The following is a 24,845-nucleotide window of genomic DNA, read 5'->3' on the forward strand; positions in this document are numbered from 1 at the left end:
AATAATATATAAAACAAGGAGGAAAAATAATGGCTAATATTGCAAAAAGCTTGGTTGACTTGATCGGAAATACGCCGTTGCTGCAACTTAATAATTACAAGGAGGAAAGTGGGGCACAGGGAGATATCCTGGCTAAGCTTGAGTACTTTAACCCTGCGGGAAGCGTTAAGGACCGTATCGGATATGCAATGATAAAGGACGCAGAAGATAAAGGGCTTTTAAACAAGGACTCTGTAATAATAGAGCCCACAAGTGGAAATACTGGAATAGCCTTGGCTTTTGTGGCTGCAGCAAAGAAGTATAGGCTTATACTGACTATGCCGGAGACGATGAGCGTCGAAAGAAGAAACCTTTTAAAGCAACTTGGTGCCGAGCTTGTGCTTACCCCGGGAAGTGAAGGCATGAAGGGTGCCATCAACAAAGCGGAGGAGTTGGCTAAAGAAAACTCAAATGCCATTGTACTTCAGCAGTTTAAGAACCCTGCAAATCCTAAAATTCACAGAGAAACTACAGCGGAAGAGATTTGGAGAGACACGGATGGAAAAGTTGATATTTTTGTTGCTGGAATCGGGACAGGCGGAACCATAACAGGAGCAGGGGAGGCCTTAAAGCAGAAGAATCCTGATCTGAAAGTAATTGCCGTGGAGCCCTTTGACTCCGCCATACTATCAGGGGAAAAGCCAGGACCACATAAAATCCAGGGAATCGGCGCAGGATTCGTGCCGGATGTTTTAAACACAGGTGTCATAGACGAAATTGTTAAAGTTAAAAACGAGGATGCCTTTGCCACTGCAAAGAAAATAGCTTCAAGCGAAGGTCTGTTGGTAGGGATTTCCTCAGGAGCAGCGCTTCATGCAGCTACTGAAATCGCCAAAAGAGAAGAAAACAAGGGAAAGACAATCGTCGTGGTTCTTCCCGACACCGGAGAAAGATACCTTTCAACTCCACTGTTTCAAGAATAAACAAAATAATCAAAGCCTTGAGCCAATAATAATAATTAGCTCAAGGCTTTTTACGTGCAAGTAAATAAGGTATAATATACATAATAAAGTGAATAGGGAGGAAGAAATGCTAAGGCCGGCAGAGAAAAAAGACATTGAAGAAATAACCTTGATATACAATTATTACATCGAAAATTCAACAGCCCTGTATCATTACACCTCCAAGAGCTCTGAGGAAATGGAGAAGTGGCATAGCGAAAAGGAAAAGGCGGGGTTACCCATAATAGCAGCAGAAATAGATGGAGTAGTCGCTGGTTTCGCAACTTACGGACCATACAGGCCGTTTGAAGGGTTTAAAAAAACTATTGAGCATTCTGTTTACTTAAGAAAAGACTACCAAGGGAAAGGTCTGGGAAGAAAACTCTTGAAGGCAATACTTCAGAAGGCCAAAGAAAAAGAATATCATGCGGCATTGGCGTATATTGATTCAGAAAATACGACCAGTATAAGATTGCACGAGAAAGAAGGCTTTTTTAGGTGTGGAGCAATAAAGGAGGCAGGGTATAAATTCGATAGGTATCTTGATCTTGTAATACTGGAAAAGCTGTTTTGAGCAATAGGGGAGTTTGCCGGGGATGCATTGCTAAATATTTCACTCAGGACAAACAAATCATGCCAAGAAGCGCGTTATATTAATAACAAAAAAACAACTAGGCCACACATATATATACAAGTATATCATTGAGTGTCATTGTAGGTCTTAAATTGTTGGCGATGTTATGTCAAGGCATTAACAAATTGTCGGGGCCCTTTGTTACCAAAGGCTTGCAGATTCGTCTCAAAGATAACTAAATTGACTTTTGTTGATCATCGGATAAAATCTCAGTGAGATTCTCCTACGCCGATGAGAACGATTACACGAAGTGGTGGAGGGTATCACAACATAAAGGAGTTGAAGCTTGGCATGATCAGACTGAATATAGACAATCACTGGCTGGAAGTTGAAAAAGGAACGACAGTGTTGGAAGCGACGAAGAGTTTGGGAATAAAGATACCCACTCTATGCCACCATCCCCACCTTGATTCAAGCATTGGGGGAGCTTGCAGGATGTGCTTGGTGGAAGTTGAAGGGATGCGAGCCCTAGCACCTTCCTGCGCGCTTCCGGCCACTGAAGGAATGGTCGTAAAGACTAGGAGCAAGAGGGTTATTCAAGGAAGGAAGATGGTTCTTGATCTAATTCTTTCAAACCACCCACTGGATTGCATGACTTGTGTAGCTGCAGGCAACTGCAAGCTGCAGGATTATTGTTTTGAGTATGGTGTAAAGGATTCCAGGCTCAGAAGTGGTGATGAAAAAGATTATCCACTAGATCATTCCAACAAGTTTTATTTTTTTGACAGAAATAAATGCATAATTTGCGGAAAGTGCACCAGGATATGCACGGAGCTTCAACAAACCCACGCCATCACGATGAGTGGAAGAGGCTTTGACACCCACGTGTCACCCCCCTTTGAAGATCCTATATCCCAGTCCACATGCGTTTCCTGCGGAAATTGCGTATCCGCTTGCCCGGTAGGTGCTTTAGTGCCGAGAAGGACTGAGAGGTTTAGGTACTGGGAGACAAGAAAAATCAAGACTACCTGCCCATATTGCGGAGTTGGATGTCAGATGGAGCTTTTGATAAAAGACAACAAGGTCGTAGAAGTAGCCCCGTCAGACGGTGCAGCGAATAACGGGATGCTGTGTGTCAAAGGAAAATTCGGATATAAATTCATAGATCATCCCGATAGGCTTAGAACGCCTTTGGTAAAAAAAGAAGGCAGATTTGTTCAAGCCACCTGGGATGAAGCATATCGGTTAATTACAGATAAAATCACTGCTGCAAAGGATGAGTTTGGAGCAGATTCAATTGCAGGTTTTTCATCTGCACGATGCACCAATGAAGAAAACTACCTTTTTCAAAAACTGTTTAGAGCTGTTATCGGCACTAACAATATAGATCACTGTGCCAGGCTGTGCCATGCTTCAACTGTTGCGGGCCTTGCCGCTACCCTCGGAAGCGGAGCTATGACCAACAGCAATTTAGAAGCCCTAGGGTCGGATCTGATATTCGTGACAGGATCTAATACTACCGAGACTCATCCGGTCATCGGCTCCCATATAAAACAGGCGAAGGCTAACGGAGCAAGCCTAATAGTAGCTGAACCTAGGGAAATCGAGCTCGCAAAAGTAGCGGATGTTTTCCTTCAAATAAAGCCGGGGACAAACGTTGCTCTTTTTAACGGTCTCATGCATGTAATAATAAAAGAAGGTCTTGAAGATAAGGATTACATAAGAGACAGAACTGAGAATTTTGAAGAGCTTAAAGAAGTAATGGAGAACTACTCTCCGGAAGTAGTAGCCCAAATATGCGAAGTAAATAAAGATGATTTGATTAAGGCAGCTAGGATGTATGGGAAGGCAGACAAAGGGGCAATATACTATTCCATGGGAGTGACCCAGCATTCTACGGGAACCCAAGGGGTAATGGCTGTTTCCAATCTGGCGCTTTTATGCGGCAATATCGGCAAGGAATCCGCGGGAGTGAATTCTTTAAGGGGACAAAACAACGTTCAGGGAGCATGTGATATGGGCGCATTGCCTGGATATTACCCGGGATATCAAAAGGTATTTGATTCTAAGGCTAAGAAGAAGTTCGAAAAGGCTTGGGGAAGAACCCTTTCGGACAAAGCTGGACTGACTATCACGGAGGTTGTAAACGGGCTTGATGAAAAGACCATAAAAATATTGTACGTCATGGGAGAAAATCCGGTGGTCTCTGACCCGGATACAGGGCATGTTAAAAGGGCGTTGGATAAAGCGGATTTCATCGTAGTGCAGGATATTTTCCTGACCGAGACGGCTGAATATGCTGACGTGGTCCTTCCTGCCGCAGCTTTTGCAGAAAAAGACGGAACCTTCACGAATACTGAAAGAAGAGTTCAAAGGATAAGAAAGGCAGTAAATTCACCTGGAGAGTCCAAACCTGATTGGGTTATATTGATGGAGCTGATGAAAAGGCTTGGTTATGGGGCAAGCTACGGCGGACCGGCAGATATCATGGAGGAAATCGCGGCACTGACCCCCCAATATGGCGGAATATCATATGACAGGCTAGAGGTTGAAGGACTGCAATGGCCATGTCCCACGAGGAAACATCCGGGAACTAAGGTTCTCCACAGGGAGAAGTTTGACAGAGGCAAAGGGCTGTTCAAACCGGCGGAATACATTAAAAGCGCTGAAGTGCCGGATAAGGATTATCCATACATAATGACTACCGGAAGGATGCTATACCACTATCACACCAGATCGATGACAAAGAGAGTGAGGGGGATAGACGCCCTTTACCCGGAATCCTACATAGAAATACATCCAGTAACGGCCAGTAGGCTTGATGTGAATGATGGAGACAAGATCAGGGTTTCGTCTAGACGAGGAAGCGTAGTAACCAAGGCAAAAATAACGGATGGGGTGGTAGAAGACGTGGTATTCATGCCCTTTCATTTTTACGAAGGCGGAGCTAATTATCTAACCAATTCCGTAATCGACCCTATTGCAAAAATACCTGAGCTTAAAGTGAGCGCCGTAAGCCTGGAGAAGCTCTGAAGGGAGGGAGTATAAGTGAAAGATTTTGGAAGCGCAATAATTTTGGCAGGAGGAAAGAGCCTCAGAATGGGTTTTGATAAACAAAAAATTATTTTGCGCAATAATAGCTTAATGGACCGCATAACAGATATTTTGTCTGGAGAGTTTGATGAGCTGATACTCGTTACCAATGATTTAGATATTTATAAAGACTCACCTTATACTATCATCGAAGATGAGATCAAGGGCATGGGGCCTTTGGGAGGAATCCATGCCGGGTTGAAAAGATCTTCGAGCAGATATTCCTTTGTTTTTGCTTGTGACATGCCGGTGTTGAACATAGGATATATACACATGATGAAAGAGATGATAGCTATAATAAAACCCCAAGCATGCGTGGCAAGGTATAAGGAGTGGATAGAGCCCTTCAATGCTTTTTATTCCGCATCACAGATAGAAGAGATTGAAAAGCATCTCGGCAGTGGGGGGAGGGCGGTGTACGATTGCCTGAAAAAATGCAATACCTTCTTCATAGAAGAAGAAGTTGCGAGAAGGTTCAGCCCGGATTGGGATATGTTTTATAACTTGAATACCAGGGAGGAACTTGCCTGCTTCGTGGAGAGGGTAAATCAAAATTACTGAAGGGAGAGAAGATGTGGAAACGACCCGAAAGGTGAAGATCAAAAAAATAAAGGGGAATGTCTTTGAGACGGAAGATGAAGTAGCAGTTGAATACGATTTGGTGATTTATATAAATGGGAACTATTTTGTAACGCTGCTGTGCACGCCAATAAACCTAGAGGACCTTGTGGCAGGATACCTGTATTCAGAAGGCGTAATATTAAAGGGCAAGGAGTTATTGAATCTAAAGATTGATGAAGGGAAAAGAAGGGCAGATGCAGAGATAAGCAGGGAGGATATTTTCAAGTATTCTGGGGATCGGCTCTTGGGAGAAATGACGGTGACTACTGCCTGCGGAAAAGGACGCAAGGTGATTTATCCTGTAGTCAGAGAAGGTGCTGACTCAAAGATAACGTCAGTAGATATCGATGCGGAAAAAACATCTGATTTGTTCCGTCAGTTCAACAAGTCTTCGGAACTTTTTGACCGGACGGGAGGCGTGCATAGCTGCGCTTTGTGCAGCCAATCGGAAATATTGATATTTAGAGACGATATAGGAAGGCATAACGCACTCGATAAAATCTTAGGAAAAGCCATGCTTCAAGGACTGGATGTTAGTGATAAAATTGTGTTGACTACCGGTAGGATGTCATCAGAAATAGTAGAGAAGGTAGCGCTAAGAGGCATACCGGTTTTAGTTTCCAGATCCGCACCTACGGATACAGCCATAGAAAAGGCAAAAAAAGCCGGGGTTAAATTGATTGGGTTTTTAAGAGGCAACAGAATGAACATATACACTTAAAGGCAATAAAATTATAAAAAGATGTTTAATTAAAAAAAGCGAGGGTATATTTTAACTAACAAGGAAGATAAGACAAAGGAAAACCCAAAAGAAATTTCAATTTGAAGTATTAATTGAGATTTCGATCTAAAACAGATATAAAGGTTGTAAAGAGATGGATCTTGTTGAACTGCAGATATCAAATCTGTAAGCAATAAAGAGAAACTCTAATAAAAATTACAAAGAAAATATCTGGAAAGGGAATTCCAAAATCGAATCTGCTTTGTAAAAATACATTAGCATAAGAAAGGAAAGTACATGACTAATGAATCAGTATCTTGAGGGATAGTAGATCAATCAGTAATATGATCCTATCCCTTAAGACTTTTTTGATTATCACTAGATTCTTTTAACGAATTCGGATTTAAGTTTCATGGCTCCAAATCCGTCTATCCTGCAGTCGATGTTGTGGTCTCCTTCAACCAGACGTATGTTCTTGACTTTAGTGCCGATTTTAAGGCTTGACGAAGCGCCTTTTACTTTCAAGTCCTTTATTATGATAATGCTGTCGCCGTCTTTCAATGCGTTTCCATTTGAATCCATTATAGCATGCTCTTTTGTCTCAGCTGTGTCGGAATCAAGAGTCCATTCGTGGGCGCATTCAGGGCATACCAGCAGATTGCCATATTCGTAAGCATATTGGCTGGAACACTCGGGACATAGAGGTAAAGAATTTGTCATATTAGTTCTCCGTTTCCTATTGTATTATTTTAAAGCTACTTATGATAAGGCTCGCCCCTGATGATTCTAAAAGCCCTGTATACTTGCTCCAAGAGCATTACCTTAAAGAGCTGGTGGGGAAAGGTCATCTTTGAAAAGGAAAGACTTAGGTTGCTTCCGGTCTTCACTGCATCCCCAATTCCTAAAGAACCTCCGATTATAAAGCATATGTGGCTAGTTCCATTTAAAGCAAGCTGTTCAATGTTTTCTGCAAGCTCTTCGCTGGTTTCTTGTTTGCCGTCGATCTCCAAGGTAACGACAAAAGAACCTTGAGGTATTTTCTCAAGGATTTTCTTTCCCTCTTTATCTTTGACTGTCCTCATATCCGAGAGGCTTAAGCTTTCAGGAGCCTTTTCATCAGGAATTTCGATCATGTTGAGGGTGCAGTAGCGTCCAAGTCTCTTGGCGTACTCAGCTATTGCTTGAGAATAAAACTTTTCCTTAATCTTTCCTACGCTTACAACTGTTACTTTCAATAAATATCTCCTATACGAACTTTCCGTTCAAAAATATATTGCCTTCTTCCAAGTAATAAACGAGAACCAGGAAAGCATCTCTTTCAATGCCAAGCACCTCGCAAACTTCGTCGATGACTGAATAAACAAGTTCTTCCATGAACTCTCGCGTATTTCGCTTTGACAACGTGATTTGGACTACCGGTCTATGAGGCTTTTTGGCTTTTGAAGTAATCCCTTCAGGAGGGTGGTTGTAAAAATGATCCTCATGGAATATTTCCCAGGAGATCTTAACTTTGTCTCTGGGCAAGGACATCTTTGCAGATATCTTTTCATTAATTTCCTTTACGTTTATGTTTTCCATAAGGTTGTCGGTTTTGATAGCTACATATGGCATTTTAAATCTCTCCTTATTAATTGTCTTTAAGCAGTTGTCAAAAAAGCATGTTTCTCTTATCCCTTATTATACAGCGTATCTCAGACAATTCAAAGATAAATACCTGAAACTGGTGTATAATAATATACAAAAGAAATATTTGAGGAGGATTTTAAATGTCTGTTAAAAAAGATTTTTATGCAAATTTATCAAAAAGCTTATTAGGAAAATTCGAAAAAAGACGTTTTGAAGCTTATTACTGTGAGACTAAAGATGAGGCTCTGAAAAAAGCTTTGGAGATTATCCCCGAAGATTCGGTCGTGTCCTTTGGTGGAACAATGACAGTTAAAGAAATTGGCCTCACAGAAGCTCTGCGTAATGGAAAATATAAACTCATAGATAGGGAAGAGGCAAGAAACGCAGAAGAAAAAGCAATTATTACGAGAAAGGCAATGGACTGCGACTACTACCTTATGAGCACGAATGCCTTTACATCCGAAGGTGAGCTCGTGAACATCGACGGAAACGGAAATCGGGTGGCTGCTCTTTGCTATGGTCCAAAGAACATCATAGTGATAGCGGGCATGAACAAGCTTGCTGAAGATAGAGAAAACGGCATTTGGAGAGTACAAAACGTAGCATCTCCCCAAAATACCATAAGATTGGAGAGAAAGACTCCATGTGCCATAACAGGAGAGTGCGGCGATTGCTACGGAGATTCAAGTATATGCTCTCAAATTGTAATAACAAGAAGAAGCCATCAAAAGGGCAGAATAAAAGTGATACTAGTAGGTGAAGAGCTGGGATATTAATTATATAGATGTAATTTTGAGCATAAAAAATCCCCTAGGGGATTTTTTATGCTCAATCATATGTATTTAAGGTTTTTCAAGCTGATATCCATCACCTTGGCATTGTAAATGATGCTTCCCATTGAGACGAAATCTACGCCTGTATTTGCTACGTCTGCTAGGTTTTCCAAGGTTATATTGCCGGAGGCTTCGGTTATTGCCTTGCCGTTTATTACAGAAACTGCTTTTTTTATGGTATCTATATCCATGTTGTCTAGCATGATAATGTCCGCTTTGACCGAGAGGGCTTCTTCTACCATTTCAAGGGTTTCAGTCTCCACTTCAATTTTTCGCACAAATGATGCGCTATCTTTTGCAAGTGTCACTGCGTTGGTTATGCCGCCGGCGGCCATTATGTGGTTGTCTTTAATCAATATGCCGTCTGATAGGCAATGCCTGTGGTTGAATCCCCCTCCGCATATGACAGCCGACTTCTCGAAAAGCCTAAAGTTGGGGGTGGTCTTTCTAGTGTCGAGAATTCTGCATTTCGTATGAGCCACAAGTTCGGCGGCCTTTTTTGTTTCGGTTGCTATTCCGCTCATCCTTTGGAGGAGGTTTAGTGCTGTGCGCTCACCGGAGAGTATGTTCCGAGTACTTCCTGAAAGTTTAGCTATCAAATCACCAGGTGAAACTGAATCCCCATCGGATTTATAAAAGTCTATTTTTACTTCTCCCAACAGCTCGAATGTCCGCTTAAAGGCTTCAAGTCCACAAATAATGCCGTCGGACTTTGCTGTAAGCTCTGCGCTGCAACGGCTTTCCTTGTAGATTATGGCATCGGTGGTAGCGTCTCCAAAAGGCATATCTTCTCTTAAAGCGTCAAGTATCAATCTATCCATTTCATTTAAATTCATCATTATAACGTTCAGTCCTTCTTTTGATTTCTTCCTTTACCAATGCTCCGGTATCTAGCTCATGGTAATAATCGGGGCTTAAAGCCTTATTTGAAGCCTTAGGCTCATCGATATGGCGGATGCGTTTGTTTATATCGTCACAGGCCCGTTTTGAAAAGACCAGACCTTCTAGAAGTGAATTGCTGGCTAGCCTGTTTTTTCCGTGAACTCCGGTGCAAGCAGTTTCTCCTGAAGCGTAGAAATTTGGTAAATTGCTCCTGCAGAACGTGTCAACCTCAATGCCTCCCATCATGTAATGCTGTGCCGGCAAGACAGGGATTGGTTCTTTGGTTATGTCGATACCCTGTTCCAAACATCTGGAATGGACCAAGGGAAACCTTCTAAGGATAAAGTCTTTGTCCTTGAAGGATATGTCCAAAAGAACGTGGGTGCTGTTTCTAGTTTGTTTTTTAATGGCGTCGCATACGATATCTCTAGGGGACAGCTCGTCGACAAATCGCTCTCCGTTTATATTGAATAAAAGGGCACCTTCGCCCCGAAGAGCTTCTGTTATCAAAAATTTTCTATTTCCTGTTTTGCCGTCGTAAAGGGCTGTGGGGTGAAACTGTATAAACGACATATCCTTAAGGGCGACATTATTCATAAAGGCGATTCCAATCCCCTCGCCTCTAAGGATGGCTTGGTTCGTGGAGCTTTTAAATAGACCACCTACGCCCCCAGAGGCCATCATAACGACTTTGGAATTTACGATTCTCAGTTCGCTGCCTGTCTTTAAGACTACGCCGGTGCAGGCTCCATTTTCTATGATGATATCGAGTACCGAGGTATGGTCGTATATGTCTATGTTCTCGTTTAAGCTTATGGCTTCGAACATGGATTTTGAAATGTAGCGTCCCGTCTTGTCCTTTACGTGTAGAATCCTGTAGGCGCTGTGGCCGCCTTCCCGAGTGAAATGAAGGTGGCTGTTGGATTTGTCGAAGACGACTCCTATGTCCATGATGGATTTTATGCTTTTAAAGGATTCTTCCACCAAGACCCTGACAGCTTTTGAATCGTTGTGAAATTTTCCGGCTTTTAACGTATCTTGGATATGGCGATCGATATCCTCGTTGTCCCGAGCAGTCGCAATCCCCCCTTGAGCCAGGGATGTATTGGTTGTAGATAGGGTGTCCTTGGCTAAAAGAAGCACTTTTAAGCGCTTGTCCAGGTTTATGCAGGTATTCAAGCCGGCTATGCCGGTCCCGATAACGATCACGTCATAATATTCCTTCATGGTCTCACCTGGACAGCTTGTGCATATTTTCCAATGACTTAAATGCATTTAACCGGACTTCTTCATCCAGGGTTATAGGGTACTTCATTTTTTCCAGGCTTTCACAGACATCCTCCAAGGTAATCTTTTTCATGTTGATGCAAGTCATTGTTTTTCCGGGGACATAAAAGTTTTTTTCCGGATTTTTAGTCTTAAGCTCATGCATGATGCCTTCCTCTGTGACTATCACAAAATCGGCAGCATCTGACTTTGTTGCAAAATCGATTATTCCGCTAGTGCTTCCGATATAGTCAGCAAGATCTCTTACCGGCTTTGGACATTCCGGATGTACCAGCACCTTTGCATCGGAAAGCTGCTGTTTTATCTGGACGATTGAATCCGCATCAACTTTTTCATGAGTGATGCAAAAGCCATCCCAAAGTATAAAGTTTTTTTCCGGTATTTTTTCTGCAAGATATCCTCCAAGATTTCTGTCAGGCAAAAAAACTATATCCTCTTGAGGAAGGTTTCTGATTATCTTTTCAGCGCTTGATGAAGTGACGCAGACATCACATAGGGTTTTTACCTCAGTAGAGGAATTGATGTATGCCACTACGGCAGCTTCAGGATAATCCTTTACAAATTCCTTTATATCCTCGTAATCGGCCATGTCCGCCATGGGGCATCCAGCATCGTAAACCGGCAAAAGCACAGTCTTTTCAGGAGAAAGGATCTTGGCGCTTTCGGCCATGAACAATACTCCGCAAAAGACGATGACCTCCTCTTTGCACTCTTGAGCATATTTGCTTAAAAAATAAGAGTCTCCAACGACGTCGGCAATATCCTGTATTTCAGGGCGTTGGTAGTAATGTGCCAGAATGACAGCGTTTTTTTCCTTCTTCAGTCTGTTTATCTTGTCTTTTAAATTTTCAACCATATTATCTTCACTTTCTCTGTATATTAACAGGTGTATATACACCTGCCAACTCAGTATATCATTCTGAAAATATTTATTCAATAAATTAATAAGTTTTGCCTTGATTGCTTATTAACAGATTTTAAAAGATGCCGATATATCTATAGTACATTCCAAGAAAATTACGACATCAACTGTATTCAATCCGTAAGTTTTAGAGGCGTAAAGATTTCGTATTTGAAGCGTTGTAAGAATGGGATGGCATAGGTTGATTCAAAAAGCAGACGAGAAGCTGTATGAGGCTAAGGAAGCCGGAAGGAACATGGTTTCGTGGTAAGGTAAGCGGGTATAAAACAGTCATAACCATGGATGAAGAAGGTGATGATATGTTAAGTGATGATATAAAGAAAAAGAAGCGTGCAGAACTTACCAGACAGCAGTATTATGTTACTCAACAAAATGGAACGGAGAAACCTTATTCAAGCGAGTACTGGGATGAAGATGGAGATGGGATATACGTAGATGTGGTTTCAGGAGAGCCTTTGTTCAGCTCGAAGGATAAATACGACGCAGGATGCGGTTGGCCAAGCTTTACGAAACCCATAGAGAGCAAGCATGTAATGGAAAATATGGATTACTCCCACGGTATGATTCGCAAAGAGGTCAGGAGCCTGGAAGCGGATTCTCACCTAGGACATGTTTTTGATGATGGGCCCGAGCCCACAGGAGCGAGATACTGCATAAACGGAGCGGCCTTAAGGTTCGTGCCTGTTGATAAAATGGAAGAAGAAGGATATGGACGGTATTTGGATATTTTTGATTGAGATTTGTTTAGATCAAGACGTTTTTAGAAGGCTACATTTCTAAAGGCGTCTTTTCTAAATTTTTAGGTTATGTTATACTTGCGTTAAGAGATAGAGGCGTCAGCCAAGATAATTTTGATAGGGGTAAGATATGAAAAAAGCTAAAAATATTTACATTGGAATCTTTATGGTGTTTGCGTTGATATACATGGAGCTTGTATTTAGGGTTGCCACATCCCAAAGTTTTATTAACAACGGATTTTTTGTAGCCGCTATGTTTGTGACGGTTTATGGGCTGGTGTCCTATTTTGTTGCCAGCATGTTCGGCAAAAGGATAAATGGGCTTTTGTCCACTTTGGTGCTGATTTTCTTTTGGATAGTTTTTTCGTCACAGCTGGTATATAACAAGATATTTAAGACTTATTATACGATTTATTCAATGACAAGAGGCACCAAAGTCCTGGAGTTTTGGCAGGATATAATCATCTATACCACTCAAAGCATTTTATGGATAGTTCTTTTGGGCTTTCCGGTATTTCTTTTCATCGCATACTTTAGAAAACGGATAAGCTTGAAGCGGCCCGGGTTTAAGAACAGAGCGGTGGTTTTGGCCTTTGCGCTCCTTTTTTATGTAGGCGCGGTTTTTTCCATCAACCTGGGATCCAAGGATATCTTGTCATCCTACGACCTATATTACAATAGCGTAGACCAGATTATGTCTGTTGAAAAGCTGGGACTTGCAACAACCATGAGGCTTGATCTTCAAAGGATGGTAACCGGGTGGTCCCCGGTGATAGAGGCACCTGGGGTGGACAGAGGGGACGATGCTCCGCCGACGGACAAACCGAGCATAGAATACAATGTAATGGACATAGATTTCGACGAGCTGATCGAAAATGAAACGAATGACGAGATTAGGGAGATGCACGAGTATTTTGCAAGTTTGTCTCCCACCCAGAAAAACGAATATACCGGAATTTATGAAGGCTATAACCTCATATTAATTACTGCTGAAGGTTTTTCACCTTATGCAGTGCACAAAGAAGTCACCCCCACGCTTCATAAGATGGTAAACGAGGGGTATAACTTCACCGACTTTTATACTCCCATTTGGGGGGTCAGCACCTCTGATGGAGAGTACGTAGCATGCACCGGGCTTATACCTAAAAGCGGAGTCTGGAGCTTTACGGAATCTGCAAAAATAGATTTGCCCTTTGTTATGGGTAACCAGCTTAAAAGCTTGGGTTACAAGACGATGGCCTATCACAACCATACCTATAGCTATTACAACAGAGATAAGTCCCACCCCAATATGGGCTATGATTACAAAGGCGTGGGCAACGGACTTGAGGTTAAGAAGGTCTGGCCTGCCTCGGATCTAGAGATGATGGAGGTTACTTTGCCGGAATTCATAGATGATGAGCCATTCCATGCATACTATATGACAGTGAGCGGGCATCTAAGATATACTTTTACGGGCAACTCAATGTCGGCTAAAAACCGGGATTTGGTTGCTGATCTGCCATATTCTGACCATGCCAGAGCATACATAGCATGCCAGATAGAGTTGGACCGGGCGCTAGAACATCTACTTGATGAGCTGAAAGAGCGGGGAATTGCCGACAAGACCCTCATCGCCCTCAGTTCGGACCATTACCCCTACGGATTGGAAGACGACGCCATGAATGAGCTGGCAGGACATAAGGTCGAACAAGACTTTGAGCTGTACAAAAATCATTTCATTCTTTATGTTGACGGGATGGAGCCTGAAGTAATAGACAAGCCGACCTCGAGCCTTGACATCATTCCCACCATATCGAATATGCTTGGTTTGGAATTTGATTCAAGGCTGTTGATGGGCAGGGATATATTTGCTCCGGGAGAGCCTCTGGTTATTTTCAGCAACCGAAGCTTCATTACCGACAAGGCTCGCTATAATTCCCGAACAAGGGAATTTGAAACAGTTGAAGGTATCAATGTCAGCGATACCTATCAAAGGCGGATACAAAATATAATAAATGCAAAGTTTCATTATTCGGCAAAGATATTGGAGACCGATTATTACTCAAAGGTTCTAAAATAGCTACCCTCTCCCGCACTCTCCCCCTTCGCCTCGAAGGATTTCGATAGCGTGGGAAAGTACAGGAATAATCACGTCAAGGCACTCATCAACCGCTTTTTTGCTTCCCGGCATGTTGATAATGAGTGTCTTTTTTCTTATTCCGGCAACAGCTCTTGAAAGCATGGCTCTGTTTGTTATCTCCAGGCTCTTTGCCCTCATCGCCTCAGGTATGCCCGGGGCGATTTTGTCTATTACAGACAAAGTCGCTTCAGGGGTTATGTCTCGGGGAGAAAATCCTGTTCCTCCGGTGGTAAGTATAAGGTCCACCTTGGCTACATCGCTCATCTGTATCAGATTGTACTTGATCTCTTCGATTTCATCAGGAACGATTACGTATTCAATGACTTCACCGGGTATCTCTCCTGCCCTTTCTGCTATGAGCTTTCCACTTTCATCTATTCGTTCACCGGCGTATCCCTTGTCGCTTGAAGTGAGTATGCCAACTTTTATCATATGTATTCCTCCTGAGTCTTATTTTAAATTCATTCTACCACAAGATTCCTGTTTCTATGATAAAATTTAATATAAGTATATTTTATGATTTTGGAGGAATATAAGATGGCAAAGCAGCAAAAGAGCTATAAGATGAGGGGATTTAAAAGAAAGAGCTTCGAGGAATATTTTAAACAGATAGGTGGCATGGAGACTGCGGAAGGGGTTTTTGAGTCTGAAGGATGGAAGGCGGTCTTGGGGCAAGAGACATACATAACTATGGGCTCTATAAAGCTTCCTCAGGTGGATGTGGAGATTACTTGCGAAGATGATATTTTTGGGAAGTTCACCGAAGAGTACAAGCTTAGATTTCTTACAGCAGGAGGGTGACTGGTCTGTTTTGGAGCAATCCATTTAAATATCCACTTATAAATACAGCTGAAAACAGATTGAGATTGGAATTTGGTCAAAAAAAGAACACAAAAGATCATGTATATACTAACTTATATTGACAGCGCAATTTATTTTTTGTAGACTGTTACTGTAGACTCCGAGTCTTGCGACCTAACCGAAAGCAGGGTTTTAAGACCGTCAGGGTATATCTGGAAACGGATGTGCCTTCCATATTGAAAAGGAGGAAATTAAATGTCAACTTTTTTATCATCTAAAGGGCTCTTGAGAAGGGCTTTCGTTATTTTTCTAACATTCATTTTAATCTTTTCATTCGCTTCGTGTAAATCAAATAATTCAAATCAAAATATAGGGCAACCTGTGCCTGGTCTTGAAGATTACAGCATAACCCTGTCTACGACTACAAGCGTAAACGATTCGGGGCTTCTTGAGTATCTGATTCCCATGTTGAAAGAAGACACTGGCATCGAGGTAAATGTGTTGTCCCAAGGGACTGGACAGGCAATTCAAACAGCAGTCGACGGCAACGCAGACGTCATATTGGTTCATTCGAAGGCTGCTGAAGAAGAATTTGTAAAGGATGGTTATGGTGTTGAGCGGATTGAGTTGATGTACAATTATTTCATAGTTATAGGCCCTGAAGGGGATCCGGCAGGGATGGAAAGCAGCGGTTTATCTGCATCCAAAGCGCTAAAAAAGCTTTATGAAGAAGAGATGATATTTGTTTCCCGTGGAGACGATTCCGGTACCCATAAAAAGGAGCTGTCTCTTTGGAAATTAGAAGGAATAGAGCCTTCAGGAGAGTGGTACATTTCAGCCGGACGGGGTATGGGCGACGTTCTTATCATGGCTTCAGAGATGGAAGGTTATGCCCTTTCTGATAAAGCCACATTTCTTACAATGAAAGAGCAGCTGGACCTTGAAATCCTTATTGAAGAGTCGGAAGACCTTAAGAATCAGTATACATTAATAGAGGTGAGTCCGAAGACCCACCCGGATACCAATACCCAAGCCGTTAAGGCGTTTATAGATTGGGTAACAAGTGAAAAAACACTCCGGGTTATAGATGAATACGGGGTATCTGAATACGGAGAAGCGCTATTTATTTCAAATTATCACAAGTAGATAATCTAAGAAAAGTTAGGAGGGGTGCATGGTGTCGGGAATTGCAGATGGATTTGCAGAAGCAATAAGGCTGCTAGGTGCATTTGATGGAGAAATCTATTCGATTATAGGCCTTTCATTATTTGTCTCCTTAAGCAGCACCCTATTGTCCACAGTTATAGCATTGCCTGTGGGAGTTTATGTAGCAAGCAACAGATTCAAGGGGAAAAAAATAGTGGTCCGCATCATAAATACATTCATGGGGATTCCGCCGGTGGTAGCAGGGCTTATAGTGTACCTGATGCTTACAAGGACAGGTCCTTTTGGCAGCTATAGATTGTTGTTCAGCATATATGCAATGGTTATTGCTCAAATCCTGATAGTAACTCCAATAATTACGGGACTTACCATATCCGCCGTTCATTTGAAGGTGAAGGCTGTAAAGGATACTTGTCATGGGTTGGGCATAGGAAAGTTTAAGACGGTTCTATTGCTGCTGAATGAATGCAAATATCCCATAGTCTCCGCAATAATGGCAGGGTATGGAAGGGCGATTTCAGAAGTAGGGGCTATAATGCTCGTGGGAGGAAATATTCAGTTTAGAACCAGGGTGATGACAACTGCAATAGTATTGGAAACAGGAAAGGGAAATTACGGCAAAGCTTTGGCTTTAGGCATGACGCTTTTATTGGTATCCTTTGGAATCAATTGGGTGGTAAGCAGCATACAGGAAGGAAGGTCTTATGAGAGTAGAAATCAAGAAGGCTAAGAAAATATGTGATAATAAGATCATCCTCGATGTAGAAGATGTCTGCCTTGAGACAGGAAAGATTTATGCTTTGCTGGGACCAAACGGAGCAGGCAAGACCACTTTGTTAAGGGCTATTTCCGGAGTTGACAAGGGATGTGTCCGGGAAGTGAGTTTTGAGGCAAGTGATCCATGGAGCAGCAGGTCTATAGGCTACATGCCGCAGTCGGCTTATCTTTTTGATACTACCGTGGAAAAAAACGTATTTTTGGGGTTTGCAGACAAGAGTTATTCGAAACAAAAAATGGAGAAGTTAGCCTTTGATGCTCTCGAAAAAGTGGGGATGGATAAGTTTGCAAAATCAAAAGCAAGATCACTTTCGGGGGGGGAGTCTCAAAGAGTAGCGTTGGCCAGAATGCTGGTGATGAAAAAAGATCTGATTCTGCTGGATGAACCCACATCTGCAACGGATGTCGTCGGCGCCGAGCTTATCGAGAGCTATTTAATGGATTTGAATAAAAGCTACGGAATGACCTTCGTATTTTCCACCCACAATCCTTCACAGGCTTCGAGAATTGCCCATGAGGTTATATTCATGAATAATGGTCGAATATGCGAAAAAGGTGATGCCCGAGAGGTGCTGGACAACCCTGGGGAAGCTGAAACAGAAAAATTTCTTAAAAATTGGAGGCTGAAATGATGTTTGAAGTGAAAACTGTAAAAGAGACATTTGGAATAATAGAAGATAATTTCTCAGATTACGACTTGGATGGCGAATGGGTGGGAATCCACGAGGCGCTGGACAGGGTGGTTTGCAAGGACATCATTGCGAATGAAGATATGCCGCCTTTTAATAGGTCTTCCGTGGATGGCTACTGCGTCGTTGCGGCAGATACTTTTGGAGTTTCCGAAGCGATGCCGGCGCAGCTTAAGTTGGTAGGGGAGGTCGGCATGGGTGAAAAACCCGGATTTGCCATAAAAAGAGGAGAAAGTGCCTATGTTCCAACGGGAGGGCAGCTGCCTTCCGGGGCAGACGCCATGGTCATGATGGAATATAGTGAAGATTTTAAAGATGGCGATATTTTTCTGAACAAGCCTGCAGCTCCCGGTAATCACATAGTATACAAAGGAGACGATGTAAAAGAAGGAACTTTGGTAATTAAAAAAGGCAGGCGGTTAAGAGCTCAGGATATAGCCATACTGGCAGGACTGGGCTATGAAAAAGTTAAAGTCTATAAAAAATTGAAGATTGGCATCATATCAACGGGAGATGAAGTCATAGGTATAGGCGATAAGCCGGAAGGAGCGCAAATAAGGGATATAAACACTTACAGCATAGATTCTCTTTCGAAAAAAATGGGGATGGAGCCTGTAAGATTCGGGATAGTAAAAGACGTGTATGATGATATAGAAAAAGTGGTCAACGAGTCCCTCGAATCATGTGACATAACGGTTGTATCAGGTGGCAGTTCAGTAGGAACAAAGGATGTCACTGTAAAGGTCATAGAATCCCTTGGCAAACCCGGGGTGCTACTTCACGGGATAGCGGTCAAACCTGGAAAGCCGACAATCCTTGGGAAGGCGAAGGGCAAAGCGGTTATTGGTCTTCCGGGGCATCCCGCTTCGGCGTTCATGATATTTCAGGTGTTTGTAAGCAGGCTGGCTAAAACAATGGAAAAAAGCGGTGATGGCTTGCATCCTTTCGTAGAGGCGACAGTGGATATTAATTATCCATCCAATAACGGAAGGGAGGAATACCTGGCAGTATCCCTGAGGGAAGGGAAGGACAGGTGCATTGCAAGCCCTGTCTTTGGAAAATCAGGGATGATATCCTTAATGACTCAGGCCGACGGGTTTGTTCACATAAGCAGAGGCAGCGAAGGGCTAAACAAGGGGCAAAAAGTTAAAGTAAACCTATTTTAAGGAGGTGTTCGTGTGAAGTATTCATATCTAGATAATAAAGAACTTGGAAGCGCAGTGGATGAGTTCATTGAAAGCTTAAGAGAAAGTGATTTTTATTTAGGAGAGGAAGAAGTCCAAGTATCTGATGCTTTAGATAGGATTGTTTCCCAGGCTGTATTTGCCGGGATATCCGCTCCCCATTATTACGCCTGTGCAATGGATGGAATCGCAGTGACTGCAAAAGATACATTCGGTGCCACCGACACCACTCCGGTAATGCTTAAAAGGCACAGGGACTTCGAGACGGTGGATACGGGGGACCCGCTGCCTGAAGATAAGGATGCTGTAATAATGGTAGAGGATGTAATAGTATTGGATAAAGATACCGTCAAGATCCATGCTGCCGCCTCTCCCTGGCAGCATGTTAGGCAGATAGGGGAAGATATATGCCAGGATGAAATGATATTGCCCTCCAACACAAAGATAGAGCCTGCGGCTATTGGGGCTATGCTGGCTGGAGGGATAGGCAGGGTAAAGGTTTGTAAAAAGCCGGTAATCGGTTTGATACCCACAGGAGATGAAATAGTATCTCCCAGACCTAATCCCAAAGCTGGGGAGATAATTGAATTCAATACGTCGATTTTTTCTGCAATGGCTCAAAAGTGGGGGGTAGAGGCAAAGATATACCCCATAGTCGTGGATAATCTTGAGATGATCAAGGAAAGTCTGGTAATGGCTTGCGAAGAATGCGATTTGGTGGTCTTAAATGCGGGCTCCTCTGCAGGTCGGGAAGATTATGCTTCCAAAGCTATTGAAGAAACGGGAAGGGTTTACACTCATGGTATTGCAATAAGGCCAGGAAAGCCCACAATACTTGGGATCGTGGGAGGTAAGGCTGTAATCGGAGTTCCGGGATATCCCGTTTCGGGAATCATAGTCATGGAAAAAGTAGTAAAAAAAGTGCTGGAGAATATGATTAAATCGCCTTTGTCCCAGGGAGAAAAACTGGAGGCAAACCTCTCGAGAAGGGTTATGTCTTCGTTGAAATATCAAGAATTTGTAAGGATGAAGTTGGGGAAGGTTAAAGACAGATTCATAGCAACTCCTTTAAACCGGGGAGCGGGAGTAGTAACCTCATTTGTTAAGGCTGATGGGCTCTTGGAGATACCCCTAAACAAAGAGGGGATTGAAGTCGGGGAAAAGGTGGAAATTACTTTACTAAGAAGCAAAGAAGATATTGAAAACACGTTATTGATTAATGGAAGTCACGACCCCTTGATAGATCAAGCCCATGATCTTCTGAAAAGGAAGGATTACACAAAGCACATAAGTTCATCCCATGTGGGCAGCATGGGGGGGATAATGGCGGTAAAAAGGGGAGAAACCCACCTGGCAGGGATACATTTGTTGGACGAAGCAACAGGAGAATACAACAAGGCATATGTCAACAGATATCTTAAAAATAGTGGAGCATGCATTATAAAGGGAGTCAAAAGGAGTCAGGGGTTGATGGTTGCCAGGGGAAATCCTATGGGCATTAACGATATAAAGGATTTGGCAGATAAGAAGGCGAGGTACGTGAACAGGCAAAAAGGGTCTGGGACTAGAGTGCTTCTGGATTATCTGCTGGGGATCAGTCGGGTGGATGAGGAGAAGATATACGGTTACGACAGGGAGGAGCTCACCCATTTGTCTGTGGCTGTGCAGATTGCCTCCGGGTCTGCAGATGCAGGTCTTGGCATATATTCAGCGGCAAAGGTTTATGGACTTGACTTTGTGCCTGTATGCTGGGAAAGATACGATTTTATAACTGCAAGAGAGCTTCTGGATGATGAAAAGGTAGCGGGATTCGCAGAGATCCTAAAGTCTGATGAGCTTAAAGCTGCCCTTGACAAACTTGGCGGATACGAAACATCAGGTATCGGCGAAGTAGAATATCTCTGATATCAAAATGAAGACGCCGTTTAAGTCTAAGAGAAAGGGTGTGTCGGGATGAAAGACCGCTACGGAAGAAAAATCGAGTACTTGCGCATATCAGTAACCCAAAACTGCAATCTTAAATGCATATACTGCGATCCGGAAGGTGACAACTGTAAAGAGGATATGGATAACAACCTCTCCCCCGTGGAAATTGAATCCATAGTTAGGTCTATGGCAAAAATAGGTATTAAAAAAGTAAGGATAACTGGAGGAGAACCATTAGTTAGAAGTGATATAGTAGAGATAGTAAAAAGGGTGTCATCGGTTAAGGGCATAGAAGACGTTTCGATGACCACCAACGGAATAAGTCTGCACAGGTACGCGAGGCAACTGAAGGATGGGGGGCTTAAGAGGTTGAATGTAAGCATCGATTCCCTCAAGGAAGAGAAATTTAGGATGATAACTGGAGGAGGAGACCTGAAAAAAACCCTCGAGGGAATAGATATGGCCCTTGATGTGGGTCTTATGCCTATAAAAATCAATACAGTCCTCATCAGAGGGGTGAACGATGATGAGATCGATGATTTCATTAATCTTTCCAAGGATAGGCCTATTGAATCAAGGTTCATAGAGCTTATGCCTATAGGAGACTTTGGAGAAAAAAACGCAGACAAAATAGTATTCAATGCTGATGTGATAAATGAGAGGCCTTATCTGAAGTATCTGAAAAGATCAGACAAAGGGGCTCCGGCTCAATACTATACAGTAGAAGGATACCAGGGGAAGGTTGGTTTTATAAGCCCCATGAGCCATAAGTTCTGTAGTGACTGCAACAGAATAAGACTAACCAGCGACGGAAGGATCCGCCCTTGCCTGGGAGACAATGGAGAAGTGGATATAATGGAGATGCTTAGAAAAAATCCTGGTGATTTGGATAAGTTGATCCATGAAATAGTATACAACAAACCGATAGGGCATCATTTCGGAGAGGATTACTCATCCTCCAGAAAAATGAGCAGAATAGGAGGATGAAATGGGATTAAGCCATGTAGATGAAAAAGGGAATGCGAGGATGGTGGACGTATCGCAAAAACAGCACACAGAAAGAACGGCTATAGCCACCGGCAGGGTTCGCATGAAGGAATCCACTATAAAACTAATAATGGAAGGGAACATGCCTAAAGGGGACGTGCTATCCACGGCAAGGATAGCAGGCATTATGGGAGCAAAGCAGACGGACAAGCTCATACCTATGTGCCATAATCTTCCTCTTGATGGTATAAAGGTGACTCTTGAGGTAGGCGACCAAATGGATGTCGTGGACATTAGAGCAGTCGCAAAATGCGTCTGGAAGACGGGAGTGGAAATGGAGGCGCTTACGGCAGTCAGCGTCGCAGCGCTTACGCTATACGACATGTGCAAGGCTGTAGACAAGGATATGGTAATTGAGGATATAATGCTTGTGAAAAAAACCGGAGGCAAAACCGGAGAATATACTAGGGTTTAGGAGGGAATGAAATGGCAAAGGTTGTAGCGATAAACATAAGTGAAAAAAAGGGGGTAATAAAAAAGCCCGTACCCAAAGGGGAGTTTGTCGTAGGATTCGGACTAAAGGGAGATGCTCATGGAGGGGACTGGCACAGGCAGGTGAGCCTTCTTGGACAAGAAAGCATTGACAAGATGACGGCTAAAGGGGCCGAGGGGCTCAGTGTAGGGGTTTTTGCCGAAAACCTTACCACCGAAGGGGTGGATTTATACGATCTCCCCATAGGCACCAGGATGAAAATAGGGGATGTAGTTCTTGAAGTGACTCAGATAGGCAAGGAATGTCACAGGGGGTGTGAAATTCTTAAAAAAGTCGGAGACTGTATCATGCCAAGAGAAGGAATATTTACAGTAGTGCTTGAAAGTGGAGAAATCAATCCAGGGGATGAAATCCTGATTATTGAAAAGTAGAAAGAGGCCAAATATGCTGGAGCAAACAATTGACCAACAAAAAGATTATATATTGAAATCTCATAACCGGTGCAGGTCTTACCAGGTTGAGCCGGAAAGGGTCTACAGCCGCAAGATCATAACCCAGGAGGAATTGTTTGAGAAGCTTGAAGTCAACAGGGAGCTAATACTTACAGCAAGTCCTTTTATGAATCAGTTATACAGCTTTGTGAAGGGCTCGGGATTTTTTGTCATACTTACAGATGACGAAGGTTGTATTCTCAGTGTAATGGGAGATGAGGAGATACTCTCAGAGGCATTTGCCTTCAAGATGGTTCCCGGCGCCTACATGGACGAAAGAAATATCGGGACCAATGCGATGGGTACGGCTCTTGAAGAGAAGACTCCTCTCCAGGTTTCCGGAGAAGAGCACTACATAAACGTATATCACAGGTGGACATGCTCTGCCTCGCCTATAAGGAGCAAAGATGGGGAAATTATAGGCATTTTAGACATTACGGGATACAGTGAGGAAGTTCACTCCCATACACTGGGGATGGTGGCTGCTGCTTCAAATGCCATTGAGAAGATGCTTGAGACCCAAAGCTACGCCAAAGCTCTTGCTGATGTAAAATTGTATCACGAGGCTATCATTGACTCCATCATGGCAGGCATAGTCACAAGCGACTTGGAAGGGAATATCATAACTGTAAGCCGTGGGGCGGCTGAGATGTTTGGTTATTATCCGGAAGAGATAAAGAATCTGAAGATATGGGAAGTCTTAAATGACTGGGAAATGGTTAAAAGCCAGGTTGAAGAGAAGGGGAGCTTGATAGAAAGAGACGTAAATGTCAAATCAAGAAAGAACAAGCTGCAATTTAACCTAAGTGCTTATCCCATAAATGACGAGGGTGGCAGGATAAGCAACTTGATACTGGTCTTTAAGGAAGTCAAGAAAGCCAGAAAGCTTGCAGATAAACTTATGGGAAGGCATGCGATCTATACTTTCGACAAGATAATCGGCAGGGATGAAAACTTCCTCAGGGTGATAGAGTTTGCCAAGAAGGTTGCCGACAGCAGATCCAACGTGCTTATAATGGGAGAAAGCGGCACGGGAAAAGAACTTTTTGCCCAATCAATACATAATCACTCTGAACGGGAAAGGGAGCCCTTTGTAGCCATTAATTGCGGAGCCATCCCAAGGAACCTCATAGAGTCAGAGCTTTTTGGCTACGAAGAAGGGGCCTTTACAGGTGCTAAAGCCAGCGGTCATCCGGGCAAGTTCGAAATAGCGGACGGGGGCACCATATTTTTAGATGAAATAGGCGAGATGCCTCTGGATCTTCAAACCAGGCTGTTAAGGGTTATCGAGGAGGGGACTGTCAGCAGGATCGGTGCGGTGAAGGAAATCGTGGTAAACGTTAGGGTCATTGCCGCCACCAACAAGGATCTGAATGTAGAGGTGTCCCGAGGAAGGTTTAGAAAAGATTTGTTTTACAGGCTCAATGTCCTGCCGGTTCGCCTGCCTTCTCTTAGGGAAAGAAGAAGCGATATCCCCCTTTTGATCGAATATTTCATGGGCAGAATTTCTAAAAAGCTCAATAAAAAAAGAGTGGCCATATCGGAAGAGCAGATGAAAGACCTCGAAAAATACAGCTGGCCGGGCAATGTCAGAGAGCTCGAAAATTACGTTGAACTTTCGGTAAATACGGAAAGCCTTCCCGAAATAGCGTGGATCAGCGGAGGAAGCAGAAATGAAAATGCTCAGGAAGTTAATTTGGGCCAGGTTCGTTTAAGCGCCGAAGAAGATGGGTGTCTCAAATTAGAACAGATTGAGAGGGAACATATTGTAAAGGTGCTGAATTTAAACAAGGGGAATGTAAGCTTGACGGCGAAAAAATTGGGAATTGGAAGAAATACATTGTATAGAAAGCTGGAAAACTACGGAATAGACTGCTCTGAAACGAGACGGTGAACCAAAATGGGACACTAGAAGTCCCGGAAAATGATCCAAAA

General features: G+C 43.0%; 25 protein-coding genes and 1 riboswitch. Of the genes, 18 read left to right on the forward strand and 7 right to left on the reverse strand.

The features are described 5' to 3' along the window. Positions 1–29 precede the first annotated feature (29 nt). The 5 genes from cysK (at position 30) to fdhD (ending at position 5,989) form a co-directional block, all read left to right on the forward strand. Positions 30–962: a cysteine synthase A gene (gene cysK, locus BUB93_RS02705; RefSeq protein ID WP_073269531.1), complete on the forward strand. Its 933-nt coding sequence runs from the start codon at positions 30–32 to the stop codon at positions 960–962. Positions 963–1,068: 106 nt separating this feature from the next. Continuing rightward, positions 1,069–1,554 carry a GNAT family N-acetyltransferase gene (locus BUB93_RS02710; protein WP_073269532.1) on the forward strand — a complete coding sequence of 162 codons (486 nt, stop codon included), beginning with the start codon at positions 1,069–1,071 and terminating at the stop codon, positions 1,552–1,554. 351 nt (positions 1,555–1,905) lie between these two features. Then, a complete protein-coding gene (fdhF, locus tag BUB93_RS02715) occupies positions 1,906–4,587 on the forward strand; it encodes a formate dehydrogenase subunit alpha (RefSeq protein ID WP_073269533.1) in 2,682 nt (893 codons plus the stop codon). Positions 4,588–4,602: 15 nt separating this feature from the next. Then, positions 4,603–5,208 (forward strand): molybdenum cofactor guanylyltransferase, encoded by a 606-nt coding sequence (locus BUB93_RS02720; protein ID WP_073269534.1) that lies wholly within the window; start codon positions 4,603–4,605, stop codon positions 5,206–5,208. 13 nt (positions 5,209–5,221) lie between these two features. Then, positions 5,222–5,989 (forward strand): formate dehydrogenase accessory sulfurtransferase FdhD, encoded by a 768-nt coding sequence (gene fdhD / locus BUB93_RS02725; RefSeq protein ID WP_143159045.1) that lies wholly within the window; start codon positions 5,222–5,224, stop codon positions 5,987–5,989. A gap of 378 nt (positions 5,990–6,367) precedes the next feature. Here the strand turns inward: fdhD and BUB93_RS02730 are convergent, their stop codons facing one another. From BUB93_RS02730 to BUB93_RS02740, 3 genes are read right to left on the reverse strand one after another with little or no spacing between them, the layout of a single operon-like run. After that, positions 6,368–6,709: a zinc ribbon domain-containing protein YjdM gene (locus BUB93_RS02730; protein ID WP_073269536.1), complete on the reverse strand. Its 342-nt coding sequence runs from the start codon at positions 6,707–6,709 to the stop codon at positions 6,368–6,370. Positions 6,710–6,744: 35 nt separating this feature from the next. Next, complete coding sequence (gene rlmH, locus BUB93_RS02735) at positions 6,745–7,224, reverse strand: 23S rRNA (pseudouridine(1915)-N(3))-methyltransferase RlmH (protein ID WP_073269537.1); 480 nt, start codon at positions 7,222–7,224, stop codon at positions 6,745–6,747. Between the two features lie 10 nt (positions 7,225–7,234). Then, positions 7,235–7,600 carry a tautomerase family protein gene (locus BUB93_RS02740; protein WP_073269538.1) on the reverse strand — a complete coding sequence of 122 codons (366 nt, stop codon included), beginning with the start codon at positions 7,598–7,600 and terminating at the stop codon, positions 7,235–7,237. A 155-nt stretch (positions 7,601–7,755) separates the two neighbouring features. Here BUB93_RS02740 and BUB93_RS02745 point away from each other — a divergent pair, with 155 nt between their 5' ends. Beyond that, positions 7,756–8,391 (forward strand): lactate utilization protein, encoded by a 636-nt coding sequence (locus BUB93_RS02745; protein ID WP_073269539.1) that lies wholly within the window; start codon positions 7,756–7,758, stop codon positions 8,389–8,391. Positions 8,392–8,447: 56 nt separating this feature from the next. Here BUB93_RS02745 and nadC read toward each other — a convergent pair whose 3' ends face one another. The 3 genes from nadC to nadA are packed head-to-tail and all read right to left on the reverse strand — an operon-like array spanning position 8,448 to position 11,473. Further along, positions 8,448–9,284, reverse strand: a complete 837-nt coding sequence (gene nadC, locus BUB93_RS02750; RefSeq protein ID WP_073269596.1) for a carboxylating nicotinate-nucleotide diphosphorylase — start codon at positions 9,282–9,284, stop codon at positions 8,448–8,450. After that, the gene (locus BUB93_RS02755) at positions 9,271–10,557 is read right to left on the reverse strand and encodes an L-aspartate oxidase (protein WP_073269540.1); all 1,287 of its coding nucleotides are present in this window, start codon (positions 10,555–10,557) and stop codon (positions 9,271–9,273) included. Before BUB93_RS02755 ends, nadC begins: the two co-directional genes overlap by 14 nt. Positions 10,558–10,561: 4 nt before the next feature. After that, positions 10,562–11,473 (reverse strand): quinolinate synthase NadA, encoded by a 912-nt coding sequence (nadA, locus tag BUB93_RS02760; RefSeq protein ID WP_073269541.1) that lies wholly within the window; start codon positions 11,471–11,473, stop codon positions 10,562–10,564. 275 nt (positions 11,474–11,748) lie between these two features. Here nadA and msrB point away from each other — a divergent pair, with 275 nt between their 5' ends. Together msrB and BUB93_RS02770 are read left to right on the forward strand one after the other, a co-directional pair. Beyond that, positions 11,749–12,276: a peptide-methionine (R)-S-oxide reductase MsrB gene (gene msrB, locus BUB93_RS02765; protein WP_200789381.1), complete on the forward strand. Its 528-nt coding sequence runs from the start codon at positions 11,749–11,751 to the stop codon at positions 12,274–12,276. A gap of 130 nt (positions 12,277–12,406) precedes the next feature. After that, complete coding sequence (locus tag BUB93_RS02770; RefSeq protein WP_073269542.1) at positions 12,407–14,338, forward strand: LTA synthase family protein; 1,932 nt, start codon at positions 12,407–12,409, stop codon at positions 14,336–14,338. Here the strand turns inward: BUB93_RS02770 and BUB93_RS02775 are convergent, their stop codons facing one another. Continuing rightward, on the reverse strand, positions 14,339–14,830 hold the full coding sequence (locus BUB93_RS02775; RefSeq protein ID WP_073269543.1) for a MogA/MoaB family molybdenum cofactor biosynthesis protein: 492 nt from the start codon (positions 14,828–14,830) through the stop codon (positions 14,339–14,341). Between the two features lie 105 nt (positions 14,831–14,935). Here BUB93_RS02775 and BUB93_RS02780 point away from each other — a divergent pair, with 105 nt between their 5' ends. The 10 genes from BUB93_RS02780 to BUB93_RS02825 all read left to right on the forward strand — a co-directional run bounded on the left by BUB93_RS02780 (position 14,936) and on the right by BUB93_RS02825 (position 24,804). Then, the gene (locus BUB93_RS02780) at positions 14,936–15,199 is read left to right on the forward strand and encodes a MoaD-like domain-containing protein (protein WP_073269544.1); all 264 of its coding nucleotides are present in this window, start codon (positions 14,936–14,938) and stop codon (positions 15,197–15,199) included. A 146-nt stretch (positions 15,200–15,345) separates the two neighbouring features. Continuing rightward, positions 15,346–15,462, forward strand: a riboswitch (molybdenum cofactor riboswitch). Next, positions 15,455–16,345 (forward strand): ABC transporter substrate-binding protein, encoded by an 891-nt coding sequence (locus tag BUB93_RS02785; protein ID WP_084116861.1) that lies wholly within the window; start codon positions 15,455–15,457, stop codon positions 16,343–16,345. Its footprint overlaps the riboswitch before it by 8 nt. A 28-nt stretch (positions 16,346–16,373) precedes the next feature. Further along, positions 16,374–17,093, forward strand: coding sequence for an ABC transporter permease (locus BUB93_RS02790; RefSeq protein WP_073269545.1), 720 nt, complete (start codon positions 16,374–16,376; stop codon positions 17,091–17,093). Then, positions 17,068–17,772 (forward strand): ATP-binding cassette domain-containing protein, encoded by a 705-nt coding sequence (locus BUB93_RS02795; RefSeq protein ID WP_073269546.1) that lies wholly within the window; start codon positions 17,068–17,070, stop codon positions 17,770–17,772. The genes BUB93_RS02790 and BUB93_RS02795 overlap by 26 nt, the downstream gene beginning before the upstream one ends. Continuing rightward, positions 17,769–18,995: a molybdopterin molybdotransferase MoeA gene (locus tag BUB93_RS02800; RefSeq protein WP_073269547.1), complete on the forward strand. Its 1,227-nt coding sequence runs from the start codon at positions 17,769–17,771 to the stop codon at positions 18,993–18,995. Before BUB93_RS02795 ends, BUB93_RS02800 begins: the two co-directional genes overlap by 4 nt. Before the next feature lie 12 nt (positions 18,996–19,007). Then, entirely contained in the window at positions 19,008–20,918 is a 1,911-nt protein-coding gene (locus tag BUB93_RS02805) for a molybdopterin biosynthesis protein (RefSeq protein WP_073269548.1), read from the forward strand. Positions 20,919–20,966: 48 nt separating this feature from the next. Beyond that, entirely contained in the window at positions 20,967–21,926 is a 960-nt protein-coding gene (gene moaA / locus BUB93_RS02810) for a GTP 3',8-cyclase MoaA (RefSeq protein WP_073269549.1), read from the forward strand. Position 21,927: 1 nt separating this feature from the next. Beyond that, the gene (gene moaC / locus BUB93_RS02815) at positions 21,928–22,401 is read left to right on the forward strand and encodes a cyclic pyranopterin monophosphate synthase MoaC (RefSeq protein WP_073269550.1); all 474 of its coding nucleotides are present in this window, start codon (positions 21,928–21,930) and stop codon (positions 22,399–22,401) included. 11 nt (positions 22,402–22,412) lie between these two features. Next, positions 22,413–22,850, forward strand: a complete 438-nt coding sequence (locus BUB93_RS02820) for an MOSC domain-containing protein (RefSeq protein ID WP_073269551.1) — start codon at positions 22,413–22,415, stop codon at positions 22,848–22,850. A gap of 13 nt (positions 22,851–22,863) precedes the next feature. Continuing rightward, positions 22,864–24,804, forward strand: a complete 1,941-nt coding sequence (locus BUB93_RS02825; protein ID WP_073269552.1) for a sigma-54-dependent Fis family transcriptional regulator — start codon at positions 22,864–22,866, stop codon at positions 24,802–24,804. Positions 24,805–24,845 lie beyond the last annotated feature (41 nt).

The organism is Alkalibacter saccharofermentans DSM 14828 (assembly GCF_900128885.1).
Taxonomy (GTDB): domain Bacteria; phylum Bacillota; class Clostridia; order Eubacteriales; family Alkalibacteraceae; genus Alkalibacter; species Alkalibacter saccharofermentans.

What these genes read in the sequence shown, in the direction of transcription:
- BUB93_RS02770 (WP_073269542.1), top strand. Translation starts at nt 12,407, where the DNA reads ATGAAAAAAGCTAAAAATATTTACATTGGAATCTTTATGGTGTTTGCG.
- BUB93_RS02740 (WP_073269538.1), bottom strand. Translation starts at nt 7,600, where the DNA reads ATGCCATATGTAGCTATCAAAACCGACAACCTTATGGAAAACATAAAC.
- nadC (WP_073269596.1), bottom strand. Translation starts at nt 9,284, where the DNA reads ATGAATTTAAATGAAATGGATAGATTGATACTTGACGCTTTAAGAGAA.
- nadA (WP_073269541.1), bottom strand. Translation starts at nt 11,473, where the DNA reads ATGGTTGAAAATTTAAAAGACAAGATAAACAGACTGAAGAAGGAAAAA.
- BUB93_RS02825 (WP_073269552.1), top strand. Translation starts at nt 22,864, where the DNA reads ATGCTGGAGCAAACAATTGACCAACAAAAAGATTATATATTGAAATCT.
- BUB93_RS02785 (WP_084116861.1), top strand. Translation starts at nt 15,455, where the DNA reads ATGTCAACTTTTTTATCATCTAAAGGGCTCTTGAGAAGGGCTTTCGTT.
- msrB (WP_200789381.1), top strand. Translation starts at nt 11,749, where the DNA reads ATGAGGCTAAGGAAGCCGGAAGGAACATGGTTTCGTGGTAAGGTAAGC.
- fdhF (WP_073269533.1), top strand. Translation starts at nt 1,906, where the DNA reads ATGATCAGACTGAATATAGACAATCACTGGCTGGAAGTTGAAAAAGGA.
- BUB93_RS02710 (WP_073269532.1), top strand. Translation starts at nt 1,069, where the DNA reads ATGCTAAGGCCGGCAGAGAAAAAAGACATTGAAGAAATAACCTTGATA.
- BUB93_RS02790 (WP_073269545.1), top strand. Translation starts at nt 16,374, where the DNA reads ATGGTGTCGGGAATTGCAGATGGATTTGCAGAAGCAATAAGGCTGCTA.
- BUB93_RS02730 (WP_073269536.1), bottom strand. Translation starts at nt 6,709, where the DNA reads ATGACAAATTCTTTACCTCTATGTCCCGAGTGTTCCAGCCAATATGCT.
- BUB93_RS02775 (WP_073269543.1), bottom strand. Translation starts at nt 14,830, where the DNA reads ATGATAAAAGTTGGCATACTCACTTCAAGCGACAAGGGATACGCCGGT.
- BUB93_RS02820 (WP_073269551.1), top strand. Translation starts at nt 22,413, where the DNA reads ATGGCAAAGGTTGTAGCGATAAACATAAGTGAAAAAAAGGGGGTAATA.
- BUB93_RS02795 (WP_073269546.1), top strand. Translation starts at nt 17,068, where the DNA reads ATGAGAGTAGAAATCAAGAAGGCTAAGAAAATATGTGATAATAAGATC.
- cysK (WP_073269531.1), top strand. Translation starts at nt 30, where the DNA reads ATGGCTAATATTGCAAAAAGCTTGGTTGACTTGATCGGAAATACGCCG.
- BUB93_RS02755 (WP_073269540.1), bottom strand. Translation starts at nt 10,557, where the DNA reads ATGAAGGAATATTATGACGTGATCGTTATCGGGACCGGCATAGCCGGC.
- BUB93_RS02745 (WP_073269539.1), top strand. Translation starts at nt 7,756, where the DNA reads ATGTCTGTTAAAAAAGATTTTTATGCAAATTTATCAAAAAGCTTATTA.
- BUB93_RS02780 (WP_073269544.1), top strand. Translation starts at nt 14,936, where the DNA reads ATGGCAAAGCAGCAAAAGAGCTATAAGATGAGGGGATTTAAAAGAAAG.
- BUB93_RS02800 (WP_073269547.1), top strand. Translation starts at nt 17,769, where the DNA reads ATGATGTTTGAAGTGAAAACTGTAAAAGAGACATTTGGAATAATAGAA.
- moaC (WP_073269550.1), top strand. Translation starts at nt 21,928, where the DNA reads ATGGGATTAAGCCATGTAGATGAAAAAGGGAATGCGAGGATGGTGGAC.
- moaA (WP_073269549.1), top strand. Translation starts at nt 20,967, where the DNA reads ATGAAAGACCGCTACGGAAGAAAAATCGAGTACTTGCGCATATCAGTA.